18 protein-coding genes and 3 pseudogenes are annotated in these 23605 nt (G+C 50.6%); 17 read left to right on the top strand and 4 right to left on the bottom strand.

Translation table 11 applies throughout. The features are described from left to right. Positions 1-223 precede the first annotated feature (223 nt). Positions 224-1336, bottom strand: a complete 1113-nt coding sequence (mnmA, locus tag M493_RS15605) for a tRNA 2-thiouridine(34) synthase MnmA (protein ID WP_020961347.1) — start codon at positions 1334-1336, stop codon at positions 224-226. A 113-nt stretch (positions 1337-1449) separates the two neighbouring features. Further along, positions 1450-1860 (bottom strand): RrF2 family transcriptional regulator, encoded by a 411-nt coding sequence (locus M493_RS15600; RefSeq protein ID WP_020961346.1) that lies wholly within the window; start codon positions 1858-1860, stop codon positions 1450-1452. Between the two features lie 211 nt (positions 1861-2071). Between M493_RS15600 and M493_RS15595 the strand changes: the two genes are divergently transcribed. The 7 genes and pseudogenes from M493_RS15595 (at position 2072) to arsC (ending at position 10374) form a co-directional block, all read left to right on the top strand. Next, the gene (locus M493_RS15595; protein ID WP_020961345.1) at positions 2072-2950 is read left to right on the top strand and encodes an IS982 family transposase; all 879 of its coding nucleotides are present in this window, start codon (positions 2072-2074) and stop codon (positions 2948-2950) included. A gap of 900 nt (positions 2951-3850) precedes the next feature. Beyond that, on the top strand, positions 3851-4666 hold the full coding sequence (locus tag M493_RS15585; protein WP_235183439.1) for a hypothetical protein: 816 nt from the start codon (positions 3851-3853) through the stop codon (positions 4664-4666). 233 nt (positions 4667-4899) lie between these two features. After that, a pseudogene (locus M493_RS15575) lies at positions 4900-6551 on the top strand (IS1634 family transposase). A gap of 1251 nt (positions 6552-7802) precedes the next feature. After that, positions 7803-8186, top strand: coding sequence for a DUF1360 domain-containing protein (locus tag M493_RS15570; protein ID WP_020961341.1), 384 nt, complete (start codon positions 7803-7805; stop codon positions 8184-8186). Positions 8187-8502: 316 nt separating this feature from the next. Further along, the gene (locus tag M493_RS15565) at positions 8503-8850 is read left to right on the top strand and encodes an ArsR/SmtB family transcription factor (protein WP_020961340.1); all 348 of its coding nucleotides are present in this window, start codon (positions 8503-8505) and stop codon (positions 8848-8850) included. 24 nt (positions 8851-8874) lie between these two features. Beyond that, complete coding sequence (arsB, locus tag M493_RS15560) at positions 8875-9939, top strand: ACR3 family arsenite efflux transporter (RefSeq protein ID WP_020961339.1); 1065 nt, start codon at positions 8875-8877, stop codon at positions 9937-9939. Between the two features lie 15 nt (positions 9940-9954). Further along, positions 9955-10374 carry an arsenate reductase (thioredoxin) gene (gene arsC / locus M493_RS15555; RefSeq protein ID WP_020961338.1) on the top strand — a complete coding sequence of 140 codons (420 nt, stop codon included), beginning with the start codon at positions 9955-9957 and terminating at the stop codon, positions 10372-10374. Positions 10375-10566: 192 nt separating this feature from the next. On the opposite strand, the gene M493_RS15550 is transcribed toward arsC, so the two are convergent. Continuing rightward, positions 10567-11553, bottom strand: a complete 987-nt coding sequence (locus M493_RS15550) for a Gfo/Idh/MocA family protein (protein ID WP_020961337.1) — start codon at positions 11551-11553, stop codon at positions 10567-10569. 216 nt (positions 11554-11769) lie between these two features. Here M493_RS15550 and mntA point away from each other — a divergent pair. The 6 genes and pseudogenes from mntA to M493_RS15520 all read left to right on the top strand — a co-directional run bounded on the left by mntA (position 11770) and on the right by M493_RS15520 (position 17993). After that, positions 11770-12164, top strand: a pseudogene (mntA, locus tag M493_RS15545) (type VII toxin-antitoxin system MntA family adenylyltransferase antitoxin). Next, positions 12154-12561, top strand: coding sequence for a type VII toxin-antitoxin system HepT family RNase toxin (hepT, locus tag M493_RS15540; RefSeq protein ID WP_041267798.1), 408 nt, complete (start codon positions 12154-12156; stop codon positions 12559-12561). The pseudogene mntA and the gene hepT overlap by 11 nt, the downstream one beginning before the upstream one ends. 567 nt (positions 12562-13128) lie before the next feature. Then, positions 13129-14430, top strand: coding sequence for a dihydrolipoamide acetyltransferase family protein (locus M493_RS15535; RefSeq protein ID WP_020961335.1), 1302 nt, complete (start codon positions 13129-13131; stop codon positions 14428-14430). A gap of 87 nt (positions 14431-14517) precedes the next feature. Further along, on the top strand, positions 14518-15597 hold the full coding sequence (pdhA, locus tag M493_RS15530) for a pyruvate dehydrogenase (acetyl-transferring) E1 component subunit alpha (RefSeq protein WP_041268023.1): 1080 nt from the start codon (positions 14518-14520) through the stop codon (positions 15595-15597). Next, positions 15598-16575, top strand: coding sequence for an alpha-ketoacid dehydrogenase subunit beta (locus tag M493_RS15525; RefSeq protein ID WP_020961333.1), 978 nt, complete (start codon positions 15598-15600; stop codon positions 16573-16575). 50 nt (positions 16576-16625) lie between these two features. Continuing rightward, a complete protein-coding gene (locus M493_RS15520; protein ID WP_020961332.1) occupies positions 16626-17993 on the top strand; it encodes an FAD-binding oxidoreductase in 1368 nt (455 codons plus the stop codon). 360 nt (positions 17994-18353) lie between these two features. Here M493_RS15520 and M493_RS15515 read toward each other — a convergent pair whose 3' ends face one another. After that, complete coding sequence (locus M493_RS15515) at positions 18354-19118, bottom strand: MurR/RpiR family transcriptional regulator (RefSeq protein ID WP_020961331.1); 765 nt, start codon at positions 19116-19118, stop codon at positions 18354-18356. A 67-nt stretch (positions 19119-19185) separates the two neighbouring features. Between M493_RS15515 and M493_RS15510 the strand changes: the two genes are divergently transcribed. The 4 genes and pseudogenes from M493_RS15510 (at position 19186) to M493_RS15495 (ending at position 23580) form a co-directional block, all read left to right on the top strand. Beyond that, on the top strand, positions 19186-20529 hold the full coding sequence (locus tag M493_RS15510) for a 6-phospho-beta-glucosidase (protein WP_020961330.1): 1344 nt from the start codon (positions 19186-19188) through the stop codon (positions 20527-20529). A 61-nt stretch (positions 20530-20590) separates the two neighbouring features. Next, a pseudogene (locus M493_RS15505) lies at positions 20591-21051 on the top strand (DUF4351 domain-containing protein); the annotation flags it as partial. A 349-nt stretch (positions 21052-21400) separates the two neighbouring features. After that, entirely contained in the window at positions 21401-22489 is a 1089-nt protein-coding gene (locus M493_RS15500; protein WP_420480324.1) for a tellurite resistance/C4-dicarboxylate transporter family protein, read from the top strand. 77 nt (positions 22490-22566) lie between these two features. Continuing rightward, positions 22567-23580: a sugar-binding protein gene (locus tag M493_RS15495; RefSeq protein ID WP_020961327.1), complete on the top strand. Its 1014-nt coding sequence runs from the start codon at positions 22567-22569 to the stop codon at positions 23578-23580. The last annotated feature ends 25 nt before the right edge of the window (positions 23581-23605 follow it).

Genomic DNA, 23605 nt, shown 5'->3' with positions numbered 1-23605 from the left:
CCTTCCAATTATTTTTTAATTTTTTTAATTTCGTTGTATCTAGAAAAACGTTCCATCAAAACATAAAATATCTTAAAGATGATTCAGTATGATGTTTTGTAGTTACTCTTTGTATGATAGCCGATAAAATTCCCCGAGATTTATTCCTTATCACAGCACTTATTATTCCTGACAAGATAGCGTGCATACAGGGTGTCATTCTATAGTCAAATAGTGTATTGTTTTAAGATGCCGCAGTGGCAGTTGAAGCATCCATTTTTATCACTTCGTCAATAATCGCACTGCCAAGACAAACCTCATCGTCATAAAATACCGCTACTTGTCCCGGAGTAACGGCTTTGACTGGTTTTTCGAATTCCACAAAAGCCGTTCCATTCGGACGAATATGAACGGTTACCTTCTGATCTTCTTGACGGTATCTAAATTTAGCTGTACATGCAAATGTGCGTGGACGAACATCCCCATTAATAAAGCTAATGTTAGATGCAATAAGACCGGTAGAAAACAGAGCAGGATGATTCTTTCCTTGAGCGACGAGTAAAACGTTGTTTTCTAAATCTTTATCGACGACATACCAAGGTTCACCTGTTCCTTTTCCACCGATTCCAAGTCCTTTTCGTTGGCCAATCGTGTAGTACATCAACCCATCATGAGTACCTAGCACTTCTCCATCTAGAGAGCGAATTTCTCCGGGCTGTGCCGGTAAAAAATTCTTTAAAAATCTTTTAAAATTTCTTTCCCCAATAAAACAGATTCCTGTACTATCTTTTTTATTGGCGGTAACAAGGTTCAATTCTTGTGCGATTTTTCGCACTTCATCTTTCGTTAATTCTCCAAGAGGAAACAGGACTTTTGACAAATGTTCTGCTGTTAATTGGCTAAGAAAATACGTTTGATCTTTATTGGGATCTTTTCCACGCAATAAGGTGATTTGGCCATTTTCTCTGTTGACTCTTGCATAATGACCTGTCGCGATATAATCAGCATCCAGTGAAAGTGCATAATCAACGAACGCTTTAAACTTAATTTCTGTATTGCATAAAACGTCTGGATTAGGTGTTCTCCCTCGCTTCAGCTCATCCATAAAGTACGTAAATACACGATCCCAATATTCTTTTTCAAAGTTCACGCTATAGTAAGGAATCCCAAGTTGATTGGCAACTCTTTTAACATCTTCGTAATCTTCCGTTGCTGTACATACACCATCATCATTGGTATCATCCCAATTTTTCATAAATACACCGATTACTTCATACCCTTCTTGTTTTAGAAGGTAAGCGGCCACAGAAGAATCAACTCCACCAGACATTCCGACGACAACTCGTTTTTTCTTCAACCTTATTCACCCTCTTAAACTGAAATGTTTTTTGTTACAGTTATGTTCAAAAAAAATTTATGACGCACAACTAACACAAAGTATTGGTTGTACTTTTATTTCAGGTATGAAAACTAACTATTATTAATTTCATCAATGATATCTTTGATCGTTACACCTTTTAAATAGTTTAAAAAGTGTTGTTCCGCATTGTGACAAACGCGAATGAGTATATCTGACAGGTTTCTGCCTATTGGGCAATTCTCATTGGAATCAGGACATTTCGGTACAAGCGTTTCCTCACTAGTGATTTTAAATATTTTGTCTAACGTAATATGTTCAGGTGGATCGTTTAAAGAAAATCCGCCTTTTGCCCCTTCTTTAGAAGTAATAATATTTTCTTTCCTTAATATGCTCAAAATTTTCCTTAATCTTGCTGGGTGGACAGAAACACTTTGGGCAATGTCTTCACTGGTCACTCGTTGGCTTTGCTTTTGGGCCAGGTAAGCGACGCAGTGAACGGCAATCGAAAAATCGCTATTCATAATGAACCTTCCTCCTAACTGTAATAATAATGATTACAGTTGATATTGTCAATTGCAAATAATTTCTAAAGTCCTTCAGTTTCGAGTGTTGGTAAATCATTATATATACCCGTGGTGCTAGATAAAATCAGACAAGCATAAAAAATAGCCCTTGCTTGGCGAATCTCCTGTAGAATGAAAGTGCGACCTACCATTCGAAAGGAGAATCCCCATGCAAGAGCACTTTCATTTTACTACAGATCGTGTCAAACTTCAAAAACAATATGCATCGATTTTGCTTTTTGTATCGGCTCAACTATCGAGTATCCAGATTCCTCTTCAACGTCGAAATCGTCATTTGTTGAAACAGAAAGACGAAGTCATCATCACCATCCATGTCCTTGGAAAGTTGTTGGGCTTCACTTCCGAACGGGCTTGGCATCGGTTTGTGATTGGGAATTTGTTTCCCAAGGACTTGTTCCCTGAGCGTTCTCGGTACAACCGTCGCTGCCGAGCGCTTAGCTTTGCGATCAAGTGGATGCGGCACCAGCTGGCCAAGCGTGGGCAACACCATGCGTATGCGGTCGTGGACAGCTTGCCGATCGAGCTGTGTCATTCAGCTCGAATGCATCGCGTCAAACGATTCCGTGGAATTGCCGATATTGGCTATTGTGCTTCCAAAAGGATCACTTTCTATGGGTGGAAACTTCACCTGCAGGTCACCGACCAAGGGCTTCCGATGGGATATGTTGTCACCGAAGCGTCTTGTCACGACCGGGTGGCCGCTGAAACCGTTATGACGCAAATTCCACATCCGTATAACCTCGGTGACAAAGGGTATATCAGCCAAAAGCTGCAAAAGAAGCTGTACGAAGAGCACCGAGTCGCTTTTTGGACGCCCGTTCGAAAAAATCAGCGAATCCGCCAATCGGACGCATGGAAACAGTGGATGAAGCGAAAACGTAAAGTGGTGGAAACCGTGTTTTCGATTTTAGTCGATTCGTATCGGATCACCGAGATTCGAGCGAACTCGGTTTCTGGATTTGAAACGGCACTGGATGGTATTTTACTGGCTTACTCGCTTGTTGTTCTTGGGCTAGTTGAGCGTTAAGACTCAACTAGCACCACGGGTATATATATATAATTGGTAATGTATACGATTTTCAGTAGAAAGGAGGAAAAACATGCGAGTAAAAGTGATCAAGAAGTCTAGGAAAAAACCAGCTAAAGCAACTTGCTATGATTGGTAAGTTAAACCTCCATGGCTACGCCTACATAAAGGTGCTAGCCATGGGGGGCTTTTACTTGCATGTGTACTCAATGTATATTTATTCTAGGGATGAAATTTTTGGGGAATTTGTCATTCAATCTCTCGATCGATTTATGATTATATTTAAAGAGTATTTACCTAAGAATGTCGAACTCCCTCCAAATGTTCAAGTTGACATACTTCGAATCTACTTTGAAAGGGATTGCTCGTTTTCTTTCTTTTTTTTCTTAGAAGTCGTTAAGTATACTTATCAGATTCATATGTATGACATAGTAAGGTCTATTTTAGAAACGATGGTTAGTTATTTTAGAGATTTTAATTATGGAATATTAGTAAAATTCGAGGATGGTTATGAGCTATATGTTTCGGAAGATGGGGAGGACGCATCTGTCTTTTTTTTCAATCACATACTAGAGTATGAAGAATTCAAAAAAACACAAGAAGTGGAAAGAGTGTATTATGAGATATGGTAAGGAAATCCAATTTATTGCTTTACTATACTTATTTTTAATTTTGCTATCTGGTATTCTTTACTCCTACACGATAACTAGAATTGTATCTATTTCCCACATATCCCCTTTTTGGGTTATAATTATAAACTCGATTATTAGCATGTTCATTTTTATTGACTTTTCTTATATAAAGAAAATTTCAACTTTACATTCTCGGCTTATTAGTGCAGTGACAAGCTTTCTTTTATTGATACTATTTTTTTTATCGTTTTTTCTAAAAGATCAAGGAATGATCTTATTAGCTGTATACGCCATTTCCGTTTTCTCTTCTTCGTATGTTGGAAGAAGTTTGGAAAGAAAAATATTCGAAGAGGAGAAACGCTTATTTGGTGGCATGGTGAAAATTAGTATAATTGGGAATTTAGCAAAACTTATAGGATTTGGAGTAGGGGCCCTCATTTTCAGTATCCCTTTAAGTATATACATTTTCTTATCATTCATTTTGTTTTTAGTTATGGCAAGTGTAAATGTTGAACATGGTTTTTCATATAGCAAGGCTTCTATGGCCGGTAAAACGAAAGTAAATAGTTTATTTTTGTTACTATTTGTTGGGCTCATATCATCGATTCCCATTCTATGGATACCGTCTTTAGTAGAAAGATTTAATGAAGCAGGCATGATCAAGTTATCTTTTATTCCATTTGTATTGCCGGGAATAATGAACATTTTATTTCTGAGATATCTGAAGGATAGGATTTGGAGTAAGTATATTCCTCTCTTTTACTTTATATTAACTGTGTTTTTCATGGTGATATATTATGTTGATGTCTCCCTTATTTTTCAAGTTATAGTACTGAGTACTATTATCACTCTAGGCGTGAGCATAAATGTTTATATAAATACGATTTTTCTTCAGAAAAATAAAACAAGGGACAAGAGGGAGCTAATGCAATTAATTAATGTTGTTACATCCGTCTCTACTTTATTATTTAGTTTTTTCGCCATGTACACTTTCCTTACTGTTCATCTGATGTTATTAATAAACGCTACGTTAAGTTTGTTTATTTTTGTATTTTTTGCGCGAATAAGGGGAGAAGATGAATGAAAATAGGATTATGTTACAGAGATTCTATTCACGAGGAATTTATTGATGAATTAATTAAATACGTAGATTTTCTCGAGCTCATGCCCGATATAACTGGATATAAGGAGACTAAAAGGTTATTTAAACTATGTAACTCACATTTCGCACCCTCTCGACCAAAATCGGGAGGATTTTTTCATCCCGGTGTCGAATAGGTCCTTGACACACAAGGAATGCAAAGGAGTTTTCCCACCATGGACGTTCGAATTCGGGCGATTTATGAAAGTTCCTATTTGAATATAATAAGTACCATTTTCAAAGATCTTGGCCTTCCTCAGCTGATGGACCGGCTGGTTCCGGTGGATCCTCAATGCCAAACCCGAGCCAGTGATGTGGTCGGGCTGCTTCTCTTGGATATCTTGAGCGGCCGGCAAGCCCTCGTTCATTTGGAACGGTGGGCGCATGACATCGATTTGCCCAAGCTGATCCGGCCAGGGTTGGATCCGTCTTGGTTCAACGACGATGCCATTGCTCGTCATCTGGATCGCCTGTATGAAGCAAACATTCATCAAGTCCTTTCATCTTGCCTGGTGCAAATCTACAAGAGAGAAGGTCTCCCTCTCCGTGTCTTTCACGCGGATACGACGGACAAGACGGTTTACGGTGCGTATGAATCCGATTCGTCGGATGGGTTGCACATCACCTATGGCTATAACCGCCATCATCGCTGGCAAAAGCAGATCGGATTCGGCCTGATCGGCAACGAGGACGGCATCCCGTTTTACGGCGACGTGCACGACGGCAACGCGCCGGACAAAACGTGGAATCCCGAGGTGCTGTCGCGAGTCCATGAGCAGCTGAAGCAAGCGAAGATCGAAGACGAATGGATTTACGTGGCGGATTCCGCCGCGATGACGAAAGAGACCTTGGCGCAGACGAAAGCCGCCAATGCCTTTTTGATCACCAGAGGCCCTTCGTCGCTCCGGATCGTCAAAACCGCGCTTTCGGAGGCGGATGCCCAACCCGATTCGGCGTGGAGCGACTCCTTTTCGTTGGCCGAGAAAAACGGCGCCGTGTATCGGGTATGGGAAACGGCGGGAACGTATGAAGGCCAGCCCGTACGGCTGATCGTCGTCGAATCGAGTGCGCTCGACCAACGAAAAGGAAAGACGCTCGAAACAGAACGAACCAAAGAAGCGGAGCTTCTTCGCGAGGAACAAGCCCGTTGGGAGCGGCATCCTTTCTCTTGCCGGGAAGACGCCGAACAAGCCTTGGCGTCCCTCAAGGCGTCCCTTCGTCCTCGGTTTCATCGGGGCTTGAAGAGATCGTGCGCCCGAAAAAACGGCGCGGACGACCGAAAAAAGGGGCGGAACCGGAAATGGAGACGCTGTACACCCTTCGCCTGAGCGTGGAATTCGACCAAGACGCGTGGGAACAGGCGAGACGGAAAGCGTCCCGGTTTGTCCTCGTCACGACCGTTCCGAAGGAATGGAAGGGCCAACCAATGGATGCCCAAGAGATCTTGAAGCTGTATAAAGGGCAGATCTCGGTGGAAATGAACTTCTCCTTCCTAAAAGATCCGTTCTTTACAGACGAAATTTACGTCAAAAAACCGGAACGAGTGGCGGTGTTGGGCTATTTGTTTCTGCTGGCCTTGGCCATTTACCGCGTCTTCCAGCGCCGGGTGCGCCAGTTCATCACACCCGAACGCCCGTTAAAGGGGGCAGGAGGCCGGAAACTGACCCGACCAACCGGACAAGCGATTTTTCAATTGTTTTGGTATGTCAGAGTCGTCCTGTTGGAACTGCCGGATGGGCAAATCCAACGCAGGCTAGGGAAACCGCTCACCCCTGATCAGCGAAGGATTCTGCAGGGATTGGGCATGGATGAGAGCATTTACGTGTAACGTCATACGGAACGACTAGCGATGGTAAAAAAAGGATTGTCATCGCTTGTTGTGTTGGCTCAAAAAATATTTTAAAAAAATGAATAAAAAATCCTTTGTTTCTGCACTGCTGGGGTGCGAAATGTGAGTAACACCATGAGTTAATCCAAAAAGAAGCTCTGGCAAGCAAGCCCTTTGATCACTATGTATCTATTAAATGCCGTGATAACGACGAAACGCATGAAGGACGCGATTAAAATCGTAAGGGTGCATAATCCCGTAAAATTTCCGAAACCGAACGGTAGATGGAATTTCGTTATACCAGTCATACTGAACATATGATTGTGCCTTTAATCCAACATGTTTCCAATAAACAATTGGTATTCGATAAGGGTATCGAGATGTTGGTTTTGATCTTGTGACTTTTAATCCAATAGCAATGGCTCGATTGCCTCTAAAACCCAAAATAAGAACAGGACGATATGCACCGCCCTGCCCTTCTTGAAAACGAAAATATATATCGTAAATACCACCTGGCTGCATCATTCTTCATCTAGCCACCGTTGGTGCACAGGATTATCGCGATTCACAGTCACAACACCATCAGGGTTAACATCCAATAAAGGAGCAGAAGGCAACCGATCAAAACAAATGCTCGAACTTAAAGACGCATTGATGTTTGCGTATCGATTTCGCACAGCAGGTTTAGCATAAATCGATCTTAATGACTGTGCTCGCACATCTTTTCGTCTTGAAATGGCTGATCTTCGCAACTGGCGATGCTCCTTTCTGCGCATACGCTATCACCACCTTAGCAATAGCATATGCCTGTTTTGAAAAAACATATACGAGACATACGCTGATTATAATGTACACATCTATTATAGCATGTGCAAGAGGGGATAACAAAACCAATCAACAAATCTACAAAATGGTCCACTGCCAAAAGATGCACTTGACTTTGACTCGGTCGAGGATGAAGCCTCCTTGATTCAACGACGATGCCATCGGTTGTCATCTCGATCGACTGTACGAGGCGAAGATCCACGCGGTTCTTTCCGGTGCATATCAAAGAAGGCATCCCTCTTCGGGCCTTCCACACGGATACGACGGACAAGACACGCAATGAATCAAAATTCGAAAAAATGTTCATTTATAAAAATGCCCCTGTCAGAGAAAAATATAACTGCTAATCGGGCAGCGTGATGAACGTATGTCCGGCAAGCAGATTTGGTCGTTTGCGTTAGGGAAAAATGAGAAAAGGAGTCCGCCATGCTTCGTGAACTCGACTGGATGACGTACATTATGATCATTTTAGCCAGCTACCGGTTTACGCATTTGATCGTCTTTGATAAGATCACCGAATTTATCCGCAATCCATTTATGAAGAAAGAGAAAATCCGGCATGAAGACGGCCATACGGAAATCAAAAAAGTGCCGAAGTCGAAATTCGGTTATTTGTTGAACTGTTACTGGTGCGCAGGCGTATGGAGCGCGATTTTTCTTGCGCTTGGGTATTTATTCCTCCCGACGATCGCTATGCCGTTTATTTTTATCTTTTCGATTGCCGGGGCGCAGGCGATTTTGGAGACGTTTGTCGGAGTCGGGACGAAGGCGATTGACCTTTTGTCAGCGGCGAAAAAGCGGATGGAGTGAAGGAAGCGGTGCAGCCCAAACTCGTGCAGGCGCGGGGCGGAAAAATGACGCGCCCGCACCGCGCTTTTGTACGAGTGTGTGGTGGTTGACTTATATAAGAATTTAGTTATATACTTATTAGCGTAAAACATTGGCTCGGCAGCCTGTCGTTTGGCAGCTATATAAGCAAATAATGATATAGTGATGGATAGGGACCTAGATGTCGCAATGGATGCTGGGCTATATGCGGACAGGGGCAAAAGGTCAAGGAAACCTTCACGACCGCTGCCGTCTTGATGTCGCAGGGCATGATGATGGAATGGAGAGGAGGATTGGCATGCCACAGCTGACGGTGGACATGAGCGCCGCGGCTCGGGTGTTGAAGCTGCTCGGCGATCCGACGCGGCTGACGATTTTGGCGATTTTGAATCAGCGGGAGTGCTGTGTGTGCGAGCTGCTTGAGGTGTTTTCGTCAAGCCAGCCGGCGATCAGCCAGCATCTTCGCAAGTTGAAAGACGCCGGGCTGATCCAAGAGGAGCGGAGGGGGCAATGGGTGTATTATTCGCTCCGGCCGCAAAGCGAATACTACTCCCTGTTGCAAGCGGTGTTGTCGTACGTTCCGAACCAAGACGAAAACATTCGCAAAATCGAGGAAGCGAACCCGGCATCGCGTTGCGGGTGCTGATGATGGACAACGGGGTGAATGATGATGGATTGTTGCGAACCGAAGCGGTTGTCATTTTTAGATCGCTTTTTGACGGTATGGATTTTTCTCGCGATGGCGGCTGGGATTGGAATCGGAATTTGGGCTCCGGGGCTGGTGGATGGGTTGAACCGCCTGCAAGTCGGAACAACCTCGATTCCGATTGCGATCGGGTTGATTTTGATGATGTATCCGCCGCTGGCGAAAGTGCGTTATGAAGAAATGGGGCGCGTGTTCAAAGATGTGAAGGTGCTCGTTTTGTCCCTCGTGCAAAACTGGGTGATCGGTCCGCTGCTGATGTTCATCTTGGCGATTGTCTTTTTGCCGGATAAGCCGGAGTATATGATCGGCGTGATTTTAATCGGCCTTGCCCGCTGCATCGCCATGGTCATCGTCTGGAACGATTTGGCGCGCGGGGATACGGAATATGCGGCTGGACTGGTTGCTTTCAATTCGCTCTTTCAAGTCGTGTTTTTCTCGCTGTACGCGTATGTGTTTGTCACGGTGATTCCCGGATGGATCGGGCTTGAAGGGGCGGTCGTGAACATCACGATGACGGAAGTGGCAAAATCGGTGTTCCTGTACTTAGGGGTTCCGTTTTTGGCCGGCATGGCGACAAGGTTTGTGCTTGTGAAAGCGAAAGGGCGGCAATGGTATGAAACGGTGTTTGTGCCGAAAATCAGCCCGCTGACGCTCGTTGCGCTTTTGTTTACGATCGTCGTGATGTTTTCGCTCAAAGGCGACATGATCGTCAGCTTGCCGCTTGATGTCGTCCGGATTGCGATTCCGTTGTTGCTGTATTTTGTTCTTATGTTTTTTGTCTCCTTCTTTTTGGCGAAAAAATTGGGAGCCGGCTACCCGGTATCGACGACGCTCGCGTTTACGGCAGGAAGCAACAACTTTGAACTGGCCATTGCCGTCGCCGTTGGGGTGTTTGGCATTCATTCGGGCGCGGCGTTTGCGGCAGTCATCGGTCCGCTCATTGAAGTGCCGGTGATGCTGGCGCTTGTCAACGTAGCATTGGCATTTCAGCGAAAGTATTTTTCTTCGGTCAATCCAACATCAACGTAAAGGTGGGAACCAGCGATGAAGAAAAAAGTCATATACTTTTTATGCACCGGCAACTCGTGCCGCAGTCAAATGGCGGAAGGTTGGGCGAAACAACTTCTTGGTGAGGAATGGGAGGTGTACAGCGCTGGCCTTGAGGCGCATGGCCTCAATCCGAACGCGGTGAAGGTGATGAAGGAAGTGGGCATCGATATCTCGAACCAAACGTCCGATGTCATCGACCCGGATCTTCTCCACCGCGCCGATTTGGTTGTGACGCTGTGCGGCCATGCGGCTGACCATTGCCCAGTCACCCCACCGCATGTGAAGCGCGTCCATTGGGGATTCGACGATCCGGCGAAAGCGGAAGGAACGGAAGAGGAGAAGCTCGCCGTGTTCCGCCGCGTCCGCGATGAAATTGGCGCGCGCATCCGCCGGTTTGCCGAGACGGGTGAATAGGCGCAAAGCGGACAGAGACGAACGAAACCAAACGACGCTGCGGGTGAAAAGCCCAAACGCCCGGCAGCTGGAGCGATGCGGGCCAACGTTCCTGACTCGTTGGCAACATGCCGCTCTAGCGGCTAGGGAAACCGCTGCACACAAAGAAGGTTCCAACCAGCCTTATGCGGCTCAAGTTGGAACCTTTTTTGCTTATCGCTGATCGGCCGGGAACACGATGCCCGTTTGTCTTCGCGCTTCGTCCATGATTTCGATCGTCCAAAGCGAATGGCGGTGCGAGTTGATCGCTGATTCGCGCGCCCCGCTTTCAATGAGATCGATGAATTCGTTCACTTCATAGTACATCGGCGGTTTGTCTTGCGGCACGGTGATGTCCTCGACGCGCCCGTCGCGGTAGCGGATTTCCGCTTTGGTTGGCGTATGGATGGCGTCAATGATCATACTTCCGTCTTCCCCTTGAATTTCCGCCGGCAAGTAGGAATTGGCGATTTTCGAGTAAAAGACGATCCCATCCATCTCCCCGTAGTCGAAGACGATTGTTCCTTCGCCGTCGACCCCTGATTCAAGCTTAAGGCTTTGCGCTTTGAGGCTCTTCGGCTTGCCGAACAGCACCACCATCGGGTACAGGCAGTAGACGCCGATATCCATCAACGCCCCGTTCGAGAAAGCGGGGTTGAAGGCGTTAAGCACCGTTCCTTGCTTATAGGCGTCGTAGCGCGATGAATATTGACAGTAGCTGGCCACATAGCGGCGGATGCGGCCGAGTTTCGGCACGTGCTCGCGGATGGACAGGAAAGTGGGAAGCAGCGTCGCCTTCATCGCTTCCATCAACACGACGCCGTTTCGCTCAGCCGCTTCGATCATCGCTTTTGCCTCTTGGGCGTTCGAGGCGAGCGGTTTTTCGCATAACACATGCTTGCCGTGATTCATGAGAAAAATCGCCTGTTCGGCGTGAAACGAGTTCGGGCTGGCGATATAGACGGCCTCCACCTCGTCGCTTTCAGCCAGCCGCTGCAAATCGGTAAACGTCCGCGGCGCTTTGACTTTGGCCGCAAATGCCTTCGCCGTTTCCTCCGTCCGCGAGTAGACGGCGGCGAGTTCGAACGAGTCGACCAACCGCGCGGCGTCAATGAACGACTCGGTGATCCAGTTTGTGCCGATCGTCGCAAATCGAACCATGGTCATTCCCCTTTCACTCTTGTCGCCCTTCATTTTAGCACAATTTGTCGGGAGAGTATGGGGTTCTGTGTGCGGGGTTGGAGCACGGCCTTGTCAAAAAAGTTTCCACAAAGTCTTGACTGACTCCGTTTTCCCTTGGAACGTGACACATACAATCGAAAATAATATAATTGTAATAGCATGGAAATAGGGGATGGTAAACGGGATGGTGACAAGATGGAACAAATCATTATTGAAACATTAAAGAATGCGGTCTCCCCTTCTGTCATTTATTTGTTCGGATCAGCAACCACAGGACATCTTCGCCACGATAGCGACATTGATATTGCTTTTTTGAGCGATGAACGATCATTAGACCACTATGAACGATTTATGCTCGCGCAACAATTGGCAGAGCAATTACAACGAGACGTCGATCTCGTCGATTTAAAGCAAGCGAGCACCGTTTTTCAAGCACAAATCATCAGTAGCGGCAAGGTCATCTATTGTTCAGACGAACAAAAAAAATGGAGTTCGAATGGCGAGTGTTGAAAATGTATGCGAAACTAAACGAAGAACGAGCGGACATTTTGCGAAAAATTGTTGAGAGTGGGTCGGTTTATGATGAATGATGTTATATTCAATAAAGTAAGTGTGATTGAACGGTGTATGAAACGTATTCATGAAGAATACGAAAACAATCCAAAACATTTGGAGAATTACACGAAGCAGGATTCCATTGTCCTCAATCTCCAACGAGCGTGTGAAGCGAGCATCGACTTAGCGATGCATGTCGTTGCGCAAAAAAAGCTCGGACTTCCACAAACAAGTCGAGATGCTTTCTCTCTTTTAGAACAACACGGCATCATCTCTCCATCCTTATCGAAAAAAATGAAAGCAATGGTCGGATTTCGCAATATCGCTGTGCATGATGATCAAGAACTGAACTTGACGATTTTGCAAAAAATACTCGACGACCATTTAACAGACTTCACTGAGTTTACGAAAGCAATTGTTAGGCAAAAGTAGGCGGTGTTGATAGGTGCTTCGACGCTTGAGGTGCGCAGCGTGATGCAAAGGTTGACTTTTCAAGGGGCATGTATATAGCGCACCTTGAAAACCTTGATATAACAGCATTCTGGTTATTTCCATTTGCCTAAAATGGCCTCAAACACTGTCGAACTCGGAGTTCATAATCCGAACAAATGACGGCTATGTGGTGAATGCAGGTGAGAGGCATGCTTTTTCCTCCTGTCTTCGTTTTGTTATTTTAACATAATGTGAATCGTTGCCGATGATTGTCGAAGAAGGCGAGAAATGCCCGATAGCATGATATTGACAGTGGGACAACGTTTATACTATCATAAAACTTGTAGATTGAAAAATTTAGAATATTCAATTCTCATTTTTGTAGAAAACGTTGCGTTGCCGCAGGAAATGTTGCCCGATCGCAGGAACCATGACTCCGCCGCAGAACATCATGCGCCAAACTGCTTTCTTGTAAGCGCTTTACCTCTGCATAGCCTCACAAACATAACACCATTGATAGGACACCATTGCTTTCGTTTCCGAGAACAAGGGGAAGGGGATGCAGCAATGATCTATGAGTTTAAGTTGCCCGACATCGGCGAAGGGCTGCATGAAGCGGAAATCATCCGCTGGCTCATTCGTGAAGGGGATGTGGTGAAGGCCGACCAACCGATCGCCGAAATTCAGACGGATAAGGCCATGGTGGAGATGACGACGCCGGTCGCTGGCAAAGTGGTGGCGCTCGCCGGGCCGGAAGGGGCGACGGTGAAGGTTGGGGAGCCGCTCATTGTCGTGGAAACCGAGGCAGCGGTGGCGGCCGAAGCGGCGCCGACCGACAATTCGGCTCAGGAGCCTGCGCCGGTTCTGCACAAAGAAGCGCCCCGTCCTGCGCGCAAGCGGGCGATTGCCGCGCCGTCCGTGCGCAAGCGGGCGCGGGAGTTGGGCGTTCCGATTGATGACGTGGAAGGGACGGGCGAGGGAGGCCGGGTGACGCTCGCCGATTTGGAGCGATACGTCCGCGAGCGGGAAGCGGCCGCGGCAGTGGCGGAGGCGGCGCGGAGTGAGGGGAACGAAGCCGCGGTTTTGCCAGCCGGGAGCGCAGCGACAGGACGGCAGGCGAACGCAGCCGCATGGACGTCCATTGCGAATGTGGAGGCGGCGTTCCAAGAAGAAGAACGCATTCCGCTTCGCGGCTTGCGCAAAAAGATCGCCGAGAAAATGGTGAAATCGGTGTATACGGCGCCGCATGTGACCGGCATGGACGAGGTGGATGTGACGAAGCTCGTCGAAATTCGCAAGCACCTTGCCGGCGAGCTGGCCAAAGAGCAGATCAAGCTGACGTATTTGCCGTTTATGATCAAAGCAGTGACAAGGGCGCTGAAGCAATACCCGATGTTCAACGCTTCGCTCGATGAAAAGACGAATGAAATCGTCTTGAAAAGGCGCTTTCACATCGGCATCGCGACGGCGACGAAAGCGGGGCTCGTTGTCCCTGTCATCCGCGACGCCGACCAAAAATCGATCCGCGAGCTCGCCATCGAAATCGCCGAACTGTCGGAAAAAGCGCACCGCCAGGCGCTTCGCCTTGACGAGCTGCAAGGAAGCACGTTTACGATCACAAGCACTGGGGCGGGCGGGGGTTGGTTTGCGACGCCGATCATCAACTATCCGGAAGTGGCGATTTTGGGGGCGCATGCGATTAAACGGCGTCCGGTTGTCGTCGGCGACGAGATCGTCATCCGCGATATGATGGGGATGTCGCTCACCTTTGACCATCGCGTCATCGACGGCGAGCCGGCTGGGCGGTTTATGCGGACGGTGGCCTACTATTTGGAAAATCCGGAAGTGCTGTTGTTGGACGTGCGGTGATGGACGGGTCGTTGCTTCGCGCCGGAAGAGGACAAAATGGAAACGGCGGCCGAGCCGCCCATGAAAACAAAAATGGGAGGGGACCCCATGTTTGATCCGGACAAATTGCCGGTTGAGGTCGTGCAAATTCTCGATGAAAACGGAAACGGGGATGAGGGGAAGTTGGCGGCGTTTTCCGATGAATGGCTGCTTTGCGCCTATCGGGAAATGCGGCGGGCGCGCGTCATTGATGAACGGTTGCTGCGCATGCAGCGGCAAGGGCGGATCGGTACATATGCGCCGTTTAGCGGTCAAGAGGCGGCGCAAATTGGCAGCGTGTTTGCGCTTCGAAAAGACGACTGGATTTTTCCCAGCTACCGGGAAGTGGCGGCTTGCTTGACGCACGGCATGCCGCTTGAGCAGTTTTTCCATTATGTGCAAGGGCGTCTGTCGGGGAAACGAATGCCGGAAGGATTGAACATGTTCCCGACGCAAATCATCATCGCGGCGCAGACGCTTCATGCGGTCGGCTGTGCGTGGGCGTCGAAATTGAAAGGCGAACCGCAAGTATCGGTGGCGTATTTCGGCGACGGGGCGACGTCGGAGGGCGATTTTCATGAAGCGATGAATTTTGCCGCGGTGTACAACGTGCCGGTCATCTTTTTCTGCCAAAACAACCAATACGCCATTAGCGTTCCGTACCGCAAGCAGACGGCCAGCCGAACGATTGCGCAGAAGGCGCTCGCCTATGGGATGAAAGGAGTGCTGGTCGACGGCAACGACGTGCTGGCGGTGTACGAAACGATGAAACAGGCGGTCGAAGCGGCGCGCCGCGGTGAGGGGCCGATGTTGATCGAGGCGCTCACCTACCGGCTCGGGCCGCACACGACAGCAGACGATCCGACGAAATACCGCCGGCCTGAAGAAGTCGAGACATGGCGGACGAAAGATCCGCTTCACCGTCTGCGTGCGCTGCTCGAACGGCGCGGGTTGTGGACGGAGGTGCAGGAAGAAGCGTTTGTCGCCGAAGTGAATGAGGAAATCACTGCGGCGTATGAGGCGGCCATCGCCAGCAAGTCCGGTTCGATTGTCGATGCATTCGATTGCGTGTACAGCGAGGCGCCCAAATTGCTTGCCGAACAAAAAGACGAAGTGATGCGGCGCAAACAACGGAGCGGGGTGAGATAAATGGCGGAATTGACGATGATTGAGGCGATCAATGAAGCGATGCGCCAGGAGATGGAGCGCGACTCGCGCATCATCGTGCTGGGCGAAGATGTCGGCGAAAACGGCGGCGTCTTCCGGGCGACGGACGGGCTGCTCGAGCAGTTTGGCGAGGGGCGCGTGTTTGATACACCGCTTGCGGAATCGGGTATTATCGGCACGTCCATTGGACTGGCGATCAACGGAATGCGCCCGATTGCCGAAATTCAGTTTCTCGGGTTTGCCTACCAGGCGATGGACCAGTTGGCGGCCCAGGCGGCGCGCATCCGCTTCCGCTCGGCCGGGCGGTTTTCGTGCCCGATCGTCGTGCGCAGCCCATACGGCGGCGGGGTGCGGACGCCGGAATTGCACTCCGATTCGCTTGAGGCGCTGTTTACCCATTCGCCGGGCTTAAAAGTCGTCATGCCGTCCAATCCGTATGATGCGAAAGGGCTATTGATCTCCGCCATTCGCGATGAAGACCCGGTTCTGTTTTTGGAGCCGATGAAGCTGTATCGGGCGTTTCGCATGGAAGTGCCACAAGAACCGTACACCGTTCCGCTCGGCCAGGCGCGCGTCGTCAAAGAGGGCGATGATGTGACGATCATCTCTTGGGGGGCGACGGTGCCGCTTGTCGCCAAAATCGCTGCCGAGATCGAGACAAAAGGGGTCAGTGCGGAAGTCATCGACCTTCGCTGCCTGCAGCCGCTTGATCTCGACACGATCATCGCCTCGGTGGAAAAAACAGGGCGGGTGATGATCGTTCACGAGGCGGTGAAAACGGGCGGATTTGGCGCCGAGGTGGCGGCCTTGATCAGCGAACGGGCGCTGTTTTCCCTTTCCGCCCCGATCGTGCGCATCGCCGGCTACGACACGCCGTATCCGGTGCCGTCGGTCGAGGACGACTGGCTGCCGAACGCCGAGCGGATTGCGGAAGGAATTGAAACGTTGCTGCGTTACTAGGCCAGAGCGGACGGTGCGTCCGTTTCATCCGAGCGATAAGGGGGAGAACGATGAACATATACGAACCGCTGCTTGAATGGATCGGCGACCGTGAGCGGGTGAGCGTCAATGAGACGGTGCTCGAACACCACAGCAAAGGCATCGCCTATCATGCGCCGCATGCGCCGGATGTCGTTGTGTTTCCGAAGACAGCGGAAGAAATCAGCCGGGTGCTGGCGTTTGCCAACGAGCATCGCATTCCGGTCACACCGTTTGGCGCCGGCACGAGTTTGGAAGGGCACGTCATTCCGGTCCAAGGCGGAATTAGCCTCGATTTGACATTGATGAACAACATCATCGCCATTCGTCCCGATGATTTTTTGGCGGTCGTCGAGCCCGGAGTGACGCGGATGCAACTGAACGAGGCGCTGAAGCGATATGGACTGTTTTTTCCGGTCGACCCGGGGGCGGACGCGACGATCGGCGGCATGGCGGCGACGAACGCGAGCGGGACAAACAGCGTCAAATACGGCGTGATGCGCGATCAAGTGCTCGGCCTTGAAGCCGTGCTCGCCGACGGTTCCGTGATCCGCACCGGCAGCTTGGCGGTGAAATCGTCCGCCGACTACGATTTGACCGGCTTGTTCGTCGGATCGGAAGGGACGCTTGGCGTGTTCACCCGCCTCGTCGTCCGCCTGCACGGCATTCCGGAGGCGACAACCGCCATCAAAGCGTGCTTCCCTACGCTGGAGGCGGCAGCGGAGGCCGCATTTGCCATTTTAAGATCCGGCGTCGGTCCGGGCAAAATCGAGCTGGTGGACGAGGCGACGATCGCCGCGGTCAACGCCTACAAAAAAACGGACTACCCGGTGAAGCCGACGCTGTTTATCGAGCTGAGCGGCAGCCCGTCAAGCGTTGAGGACGGGACCGAACTTGTCCGTGAGTTGTGCAAGGCGGAGGGGGCCGTTTCGTTTGCGGTGGAGACCGACTCGCTCGCCCGCGCGAAGCTGTGGGAAGCGCGCCACCATGCGGCGTTCGCCATTCAGGCGGCGTACCCAGGCAAGGCAATGCTCTCAACCGATGTGTGCGTGCCGCTGTCCGAACTGCCCGGCGCCATCGCCGATACGCGCCGGCTTGTCAATGAGGAGCGCATGACGGCTGCCATTTTCGGTCATGTCGGCGACGGCAACTATCATACCGTGCTTGCCTTTGACCCGAGCGATGCAGAGGAGATGGCACGCATCGAACGCGTGCACGCCCATATCGTCCGCTATGCCTTATCGCGCGGCGGCACATGCACGGGAGAGCACGGCATCGGACTTGGCAAACGGGCGTTTTTGCGCGAAGAAAAGGGAGACGCCGTGCTGTGGATGAAACGGCTGAAACAATTGTTTGACCCAAACGGCATTCTCAATCCGGGGAAAATTTTTTTGCCATAGCGGCGCCCGTGATCCCTTGCGTCAGGCAAACAGGCTATGCCCCTTGTCCCCCGCTGGCAGCGGGGGACTTTTCATTTCAATGAGACGGCGGCCATCGCCGCTTGACCGGAGCGGGCGAAGGCGCCGCATGTGGTCGAAGGGGTCAGACCCGCCGGTTTTCCTCATTTCGGCGCCATGCCGGTTACGAATAGCGTCCACTTTTTCGTAACATAGCGTTACGGATATGAAACAAATGTTTTTCTGCTTGCTTCTGTTCCAATATATGGCCATGTCCTTTACTTTTGGGAGGAAACGCGGTTTAGTAAGAGTAGAAGGATTCATTGCGGGAAACGGCGCCAAGCGGCCTGCGCCGCCTGCCGCTTACCGGCTTTGAGGTTGGGTTCCGCCTTCCGCTGTCCGATTTGGCAGCATTCGGTACATTTCTTTCGCCAGCCGCTCAAGCAAGTAGACGACCGGAAGCTGGGTCGTCACATCGGTTTGCCCGATCCGCTCTGGCGTGGCGTAGTACGTCAAATTGTAGTCCGAGATGCTGGCAAGGGTGCAATGTTTCCGGTTCGTGATGCTGATGATCGTCCCGCCTTTTTCTTTGAATCGGTGCACTTGGGCGAGCGTATGCGGCGTTTCTCCCGATACCGACAAGGCGATGACGGCGCAGTTATCGAAATAATGACCGTAAATCGGGAAAAACGGGTCTTTGATGTAGACGGAAAACTTTTGAAAGGCGGACACATAGCGCGAGCCGTATTCGGCCAAAATGCCGGAGCTGCCCGAACCGACAAAAATGACGTGATCGGCCCGGGCGATGGCGGCCGCCGCTTCACGGATGGCCCGCTCGTAATCGGCAGTCATCGTCCGCTCAAAAAATTCGCGCAGCGCCTCTTGGCTGCTGATGATCGACGTTTGTTCGCTTTCCCGCAAATGCAACTTCCATTTCGTTTTAAACTCACTGAAGCCGTCGCAGCCGACCTTTTTGCAAAAGCGAAGCACGGTCGGCGGTGAGACGTGGACGGCTTCGGCGAGCTCGCGGATGCGCATGTACGCGACTTCATGTGGGTGCTTCACCACATAATCGTAAATGGCGTAGTCGAGCTCGGAAAACTGAGCGATTTGTTCTGGAGTAAACATCGGGACACCTCGCCTTCGCATTGCCATTATTATACCATGCCCAATGGGGGGAAAGGGGAAGAGGAGTGTGGAAAAACGGTTGAAAATTGCGACGATTGGCGGCGGCTCGAGCTACACCCCTGAACTGGTGGAAGGATTGATTCAGCGCTATCATGAACTGCCAGTCGGAGAACTATGGCTTGTCGATGTTCCGGAAGGCAAAGAAAAACTTGAAATCGTCGGAGCGCTCGCCAAGCGGATGGTGGAAAAGGCCGGCGTGCCGATTGACATTCATTTAACGTTGGATCGCCGGCGGGCTTTGGAAGGAGCTGACTTTGTCACCACACAGTTTCGCGTCGGCGGGCTGGAAGCGCGGGCGAAAGACGAGCGCATCCCGCTCAAATACGGGGTGATCGGCCAGGAGACGAACGGCCCGGGCGGTTTGTTTAAGGGGCTGCGGACGATTCCGGTTATTTTGGACATCATCCGCGACATGGAAGAATGGTGCCCGGACGCGTGGCTCATTAACTTCACGAACCCGGCCGGGATGGTGACGGAAGCCGTTTTGCGCTATACGAAGCAAGAAAAAGTCGTCGGCTTGTGCAACGTGCCGATCGGCATGCGCATGGGCGTCGCCAAGCTGCTTGGTGTCGGGGCGGATCGCGTGCACATTGACTTTGCCGGACTGAACCATATGGTGTTTGGCTTGCACGTCTACCTGGACGGCAATGACGTGACAGAACGAGTGATCGACCTTATCGCCAACCCGGACCGTTCCGGCGTGACGATGAAAAACATCGTCGACCTCGGCTGGGAGCCGGACTTTTTGAAAGGGCTGAACGTGTTGCCGTGCCCGTACCACCGGTATTATTTCCAAACGGACAAAATGCTCGCGGAAGAGCTTGAAGCGGCGAAAACGAAAGGAACGCGCGCCGAGGTTGTGCAGCAGCTCGAAAAAGAGCTGTTCGAGCTGTACAAAGACCCGAACTTGGCCATCAAGCCGCCGCAGCTCGAGCAACGCGGCGGGGCGTACTACAGCGACGCCGCTTGTAGCTTGATCAGCTCGATTTACAACGACAAGCGGGACATCCAGCCGGTCAATACGAGAAACAACGGCGCTATCGCCAGCATTCCGGCAGAATCGGCGGTCGAGGTCAACTGCGTCATCACGAAAGACGGCCCGAAACCGATCGCGGTCGGCGATTTGCCGGTGGCGGTGCGCGGGCTCGTCCAGCAAATCAAATCGTTTGAGCGCGTCGCGGCGGAAGCGGCGGTGACCGGCGACTACCAAACGGCGCTCGTCGCGATGACGATCAACCCGCTTGTGCCGTCTGACACGGTCGCCAAACAAATTTTGGATGAAATGTTGGAAGCGCATAAAGAATATTTGCCGCAATTTTTCAAACAGACCAAAACAGCGGCCGGACATTAAACGGCCGCTTCGAAAACGATTGACAAAGCCGCCTGTCGCCGGGCGGCTTTGTCATTTCACCGTGAAAATTCCGTTCCTCACCGTTGTCGATTTCCGCTTTCTTACTGTTGAACTGTGCAAACTGCCATGGCGCAAGTACATTCGCCACGCGACAACCCGGTTGCCGCTGTCTTGTTAAGCAAAATGGGGGATCATGAAAGTGAGAGAGTCGCAGTGAAACGGGAATTGTTGCGCATGCTCGTCCGCTTGGAGCTTGACGGGGCGAGGCAGCGGCTGTTGTTTCGGTTTTTCGAGATGTATTTGACGCTGTCCGAACAAGAAGAAATCCAATTGCGAAACGAGGTGAGCCAAATGGAAACGAAGGAAGCGAAAAAAGTGAACGATCTCCTGATCTCATACGAGCGACGGGGAATGGAAAAAGGGAAAATGGACGTGGCCAAACGGATGCTGGCGAAAGGGTGCGACGTGCCGACGATTTGCGAATTGACCGGACTGCCGGCTGAGGCGTTGGAAAAGCTAAAAGAGCAGAAGAATGGGGAGACGCCGTTCCGATGCAACGGGCTTGTTTCGGAACGGTGTTTTTTTCTATCTTGCCATTGAATACGGTTTCGCCTTTGTTTTTGCCTGTCGTTTTGAATACAATGAAAGTAGAGGATGGCATCCATAGAGGCGGCAGCGGTGAAAAACGATGGGGCGTTCCCGGCCAGGAACTCCGTAGTTCCTATACGGAAGGCGGAAGTTCGGGGCGGCGAGCTTCGGTTGCTTGGATGCTGAACAGCGGCATGCACAGAACGGCTTTGTTCACCGCCTATGGATACCATCCCGGTGTCTAAGGGAGGGGAAGGCGGATGCAAAGATTGGGGGAAAGATGGTGATCTATTATATTCGAAAAATGTCGGTGAACTTATTTCCAGGCTACTTTGCCCTCGTGATGGCGACCGGCGCATTGTCGATCGCAACCTTTTTGCTTGATATGCACGTCATTTCCAAAGGATTGCTCTACTTCAATATGGCGGCGTATACCGTTTTATGGGGATTGACGCTGTACCGGCTTCTCTTCTTCACGCCGCGGCTGGTGAAAGATTTGACAAGCCATACGCTAGGCCCCGGGTTTTTCACGTTGGTGGCCGGAACGTGCGTATTTGGCAGCCAGTTGATTACCGTAGCCCATCGCTACGAGCCGGCTTTTTATTTGTGGTGTTTGGCCATTTTCCTTTGGCTTATGATCATGTACACGTTTTTCACCGCGGTGACGGTGCGAAAAAACAAACCGACGCTGTCGGAAGGAATTAACGGTGCCTGGCTTATTGCGGCGGTGGCGACGCAGTCCATTTCCGTCCTTGGCACACTCCTTTCCCCGCATGTCGAGAGCGGGCGGGACATCGTCCTGTTTGTCGCTTTATGCGCGTATTTGCTCGGGTGTATGTTGTATTTAAACATTATTACCCTCATTTTCTACCGCTTTACGTTCGTTGAGCTGAAGTTTGCGGCGCTGACGCCGCCGTATTGGATCAACATGGGGGCAGTGGCGATCACAACGCTCGCTGGCTCGACCTTGATGCTGCATGCGGACGACTGGGCGTTTCTTGGCGAACTGCTTCCGTTTTTAAGAGGGTTCACGCTCTTTTTCTGGATTACTGGAACGTGGTGGATTCCGCTGTTGTTCATTTTAATGGTGTGGCGTCACTTGTACCATCATTACCCGCTCAAATATGATCCGCAATTTTGGGGAATGGCGTTTCCGCTCGCCATGTATACGACAAGCACATATCAGCTGTCCAAAGCGCTGCACATTCCGTTTTTGCTTGTGATCCCCCGTTTTATGGTCTACGTGGCCATGGCGGCATGGCTTGCCGTGTTTGCCGGATTGGTCCACCATTTGTATACAAGCTTTCGCCGCCAGCGGGAGGCCGGGAATGGCGGTGCGCTGCCGCAGCAGATCGAGGGAGGAAATGGATGAGGGAGAGGTGAAAAGGGCCTCTTCCTTACTTGTTTACGGGCCACTGTCGTGTACAATGACAATAGGGGGGGATGATGATGCATCCGTGGTGGAAACGGCTGTTTTATGGCGGCGGCATTGTTGCATTGATTGGAAGCGCTTCCTTTACCGCCTATTGCGCTTGGAATGTGTATGCCTATCCAAATGAAGGAAAAGAGCGGACAACAGCGGCAACAGAGGATCGGTACCATTTTGTGCTTGTGCCAGAGGAGCTTGACAATGATTACTGGCGGCTTGTGGAAAAAGGAGCGAAGGCGGCGGCGAGAGAATTGGGGGTCGACCTCGAGTATATCGGGCCGCGGCAGGCGAATATTGGCGAACATCTTCGTATTTTGGAAAAAGCAGCGGCGGCAAAAGTGGATGGGATCATTACACAAGGGCTGACGGAGAAGGAATTTGTACCGGCGATTAACCGGGTGGCCGATAAAAACATTCCGGTAGTCACCATTGACACCGATGCCCCGACGAGCCGGCGCACTGCCTACATTGGTACGGACAATTACTATGCCGGATTTATTGCCGGGAGGGCGCTCGCTGAAGACATGCATGGAAAAGCGACTGTTGCCATCATTACCGGCAGTTTGACGGCGGCGCACCAACAACTGCGGGTGCGCGGGTTTCAAGATGCGGTCAAACATGAAAAAGGAATCCGCATCGTTGCCATTGAAGAGTCGCACATTACGCGCGTACAGGCTGCGGAAAAGGCGTATACGATTTTGAAAAAGCATCCGGATGTGAATGCGTTTTACGGCACGAGCGCGCTCGATGCGATTGGCATCGCCAAAGTGGTCGAACGGTTTCGCCGTGAAGGGGAGACGTACATTATTGGCTTTGACACGCTGCCGGAGACGATCCGCTACTTGCAAAAAGGGACGATTGCGGCGACCGTCGTGCAGGAGCCGTACGAAATGGGATACAAAGCGGTCAAAATGATGGCCGATATCGTTGCGGGGCGCGATGTGCCGGCGGTGACAAACACGGAGACGAAGGTGATCCGAAAAGAGGACTTGCCGCTGCGCCCAGCGCGCAATTATGAAGTGGAAACGCCGTGAGCGCGCTTAGAAGCCGTAAATAAAA

The sequence above is a fragment of the Geobacillus genomosp. 3 genome (genome assembly GCF_000445995.2).
GTDB lineage: Bacteria > Bacillota > Bacilli > Bacillales > Anoxybacillaceae > Geobacillus.
Note: the sequence above shows the minus strand (reverse complement) of the source record. Positions and strands in the feature narration are given on the sequence as shown.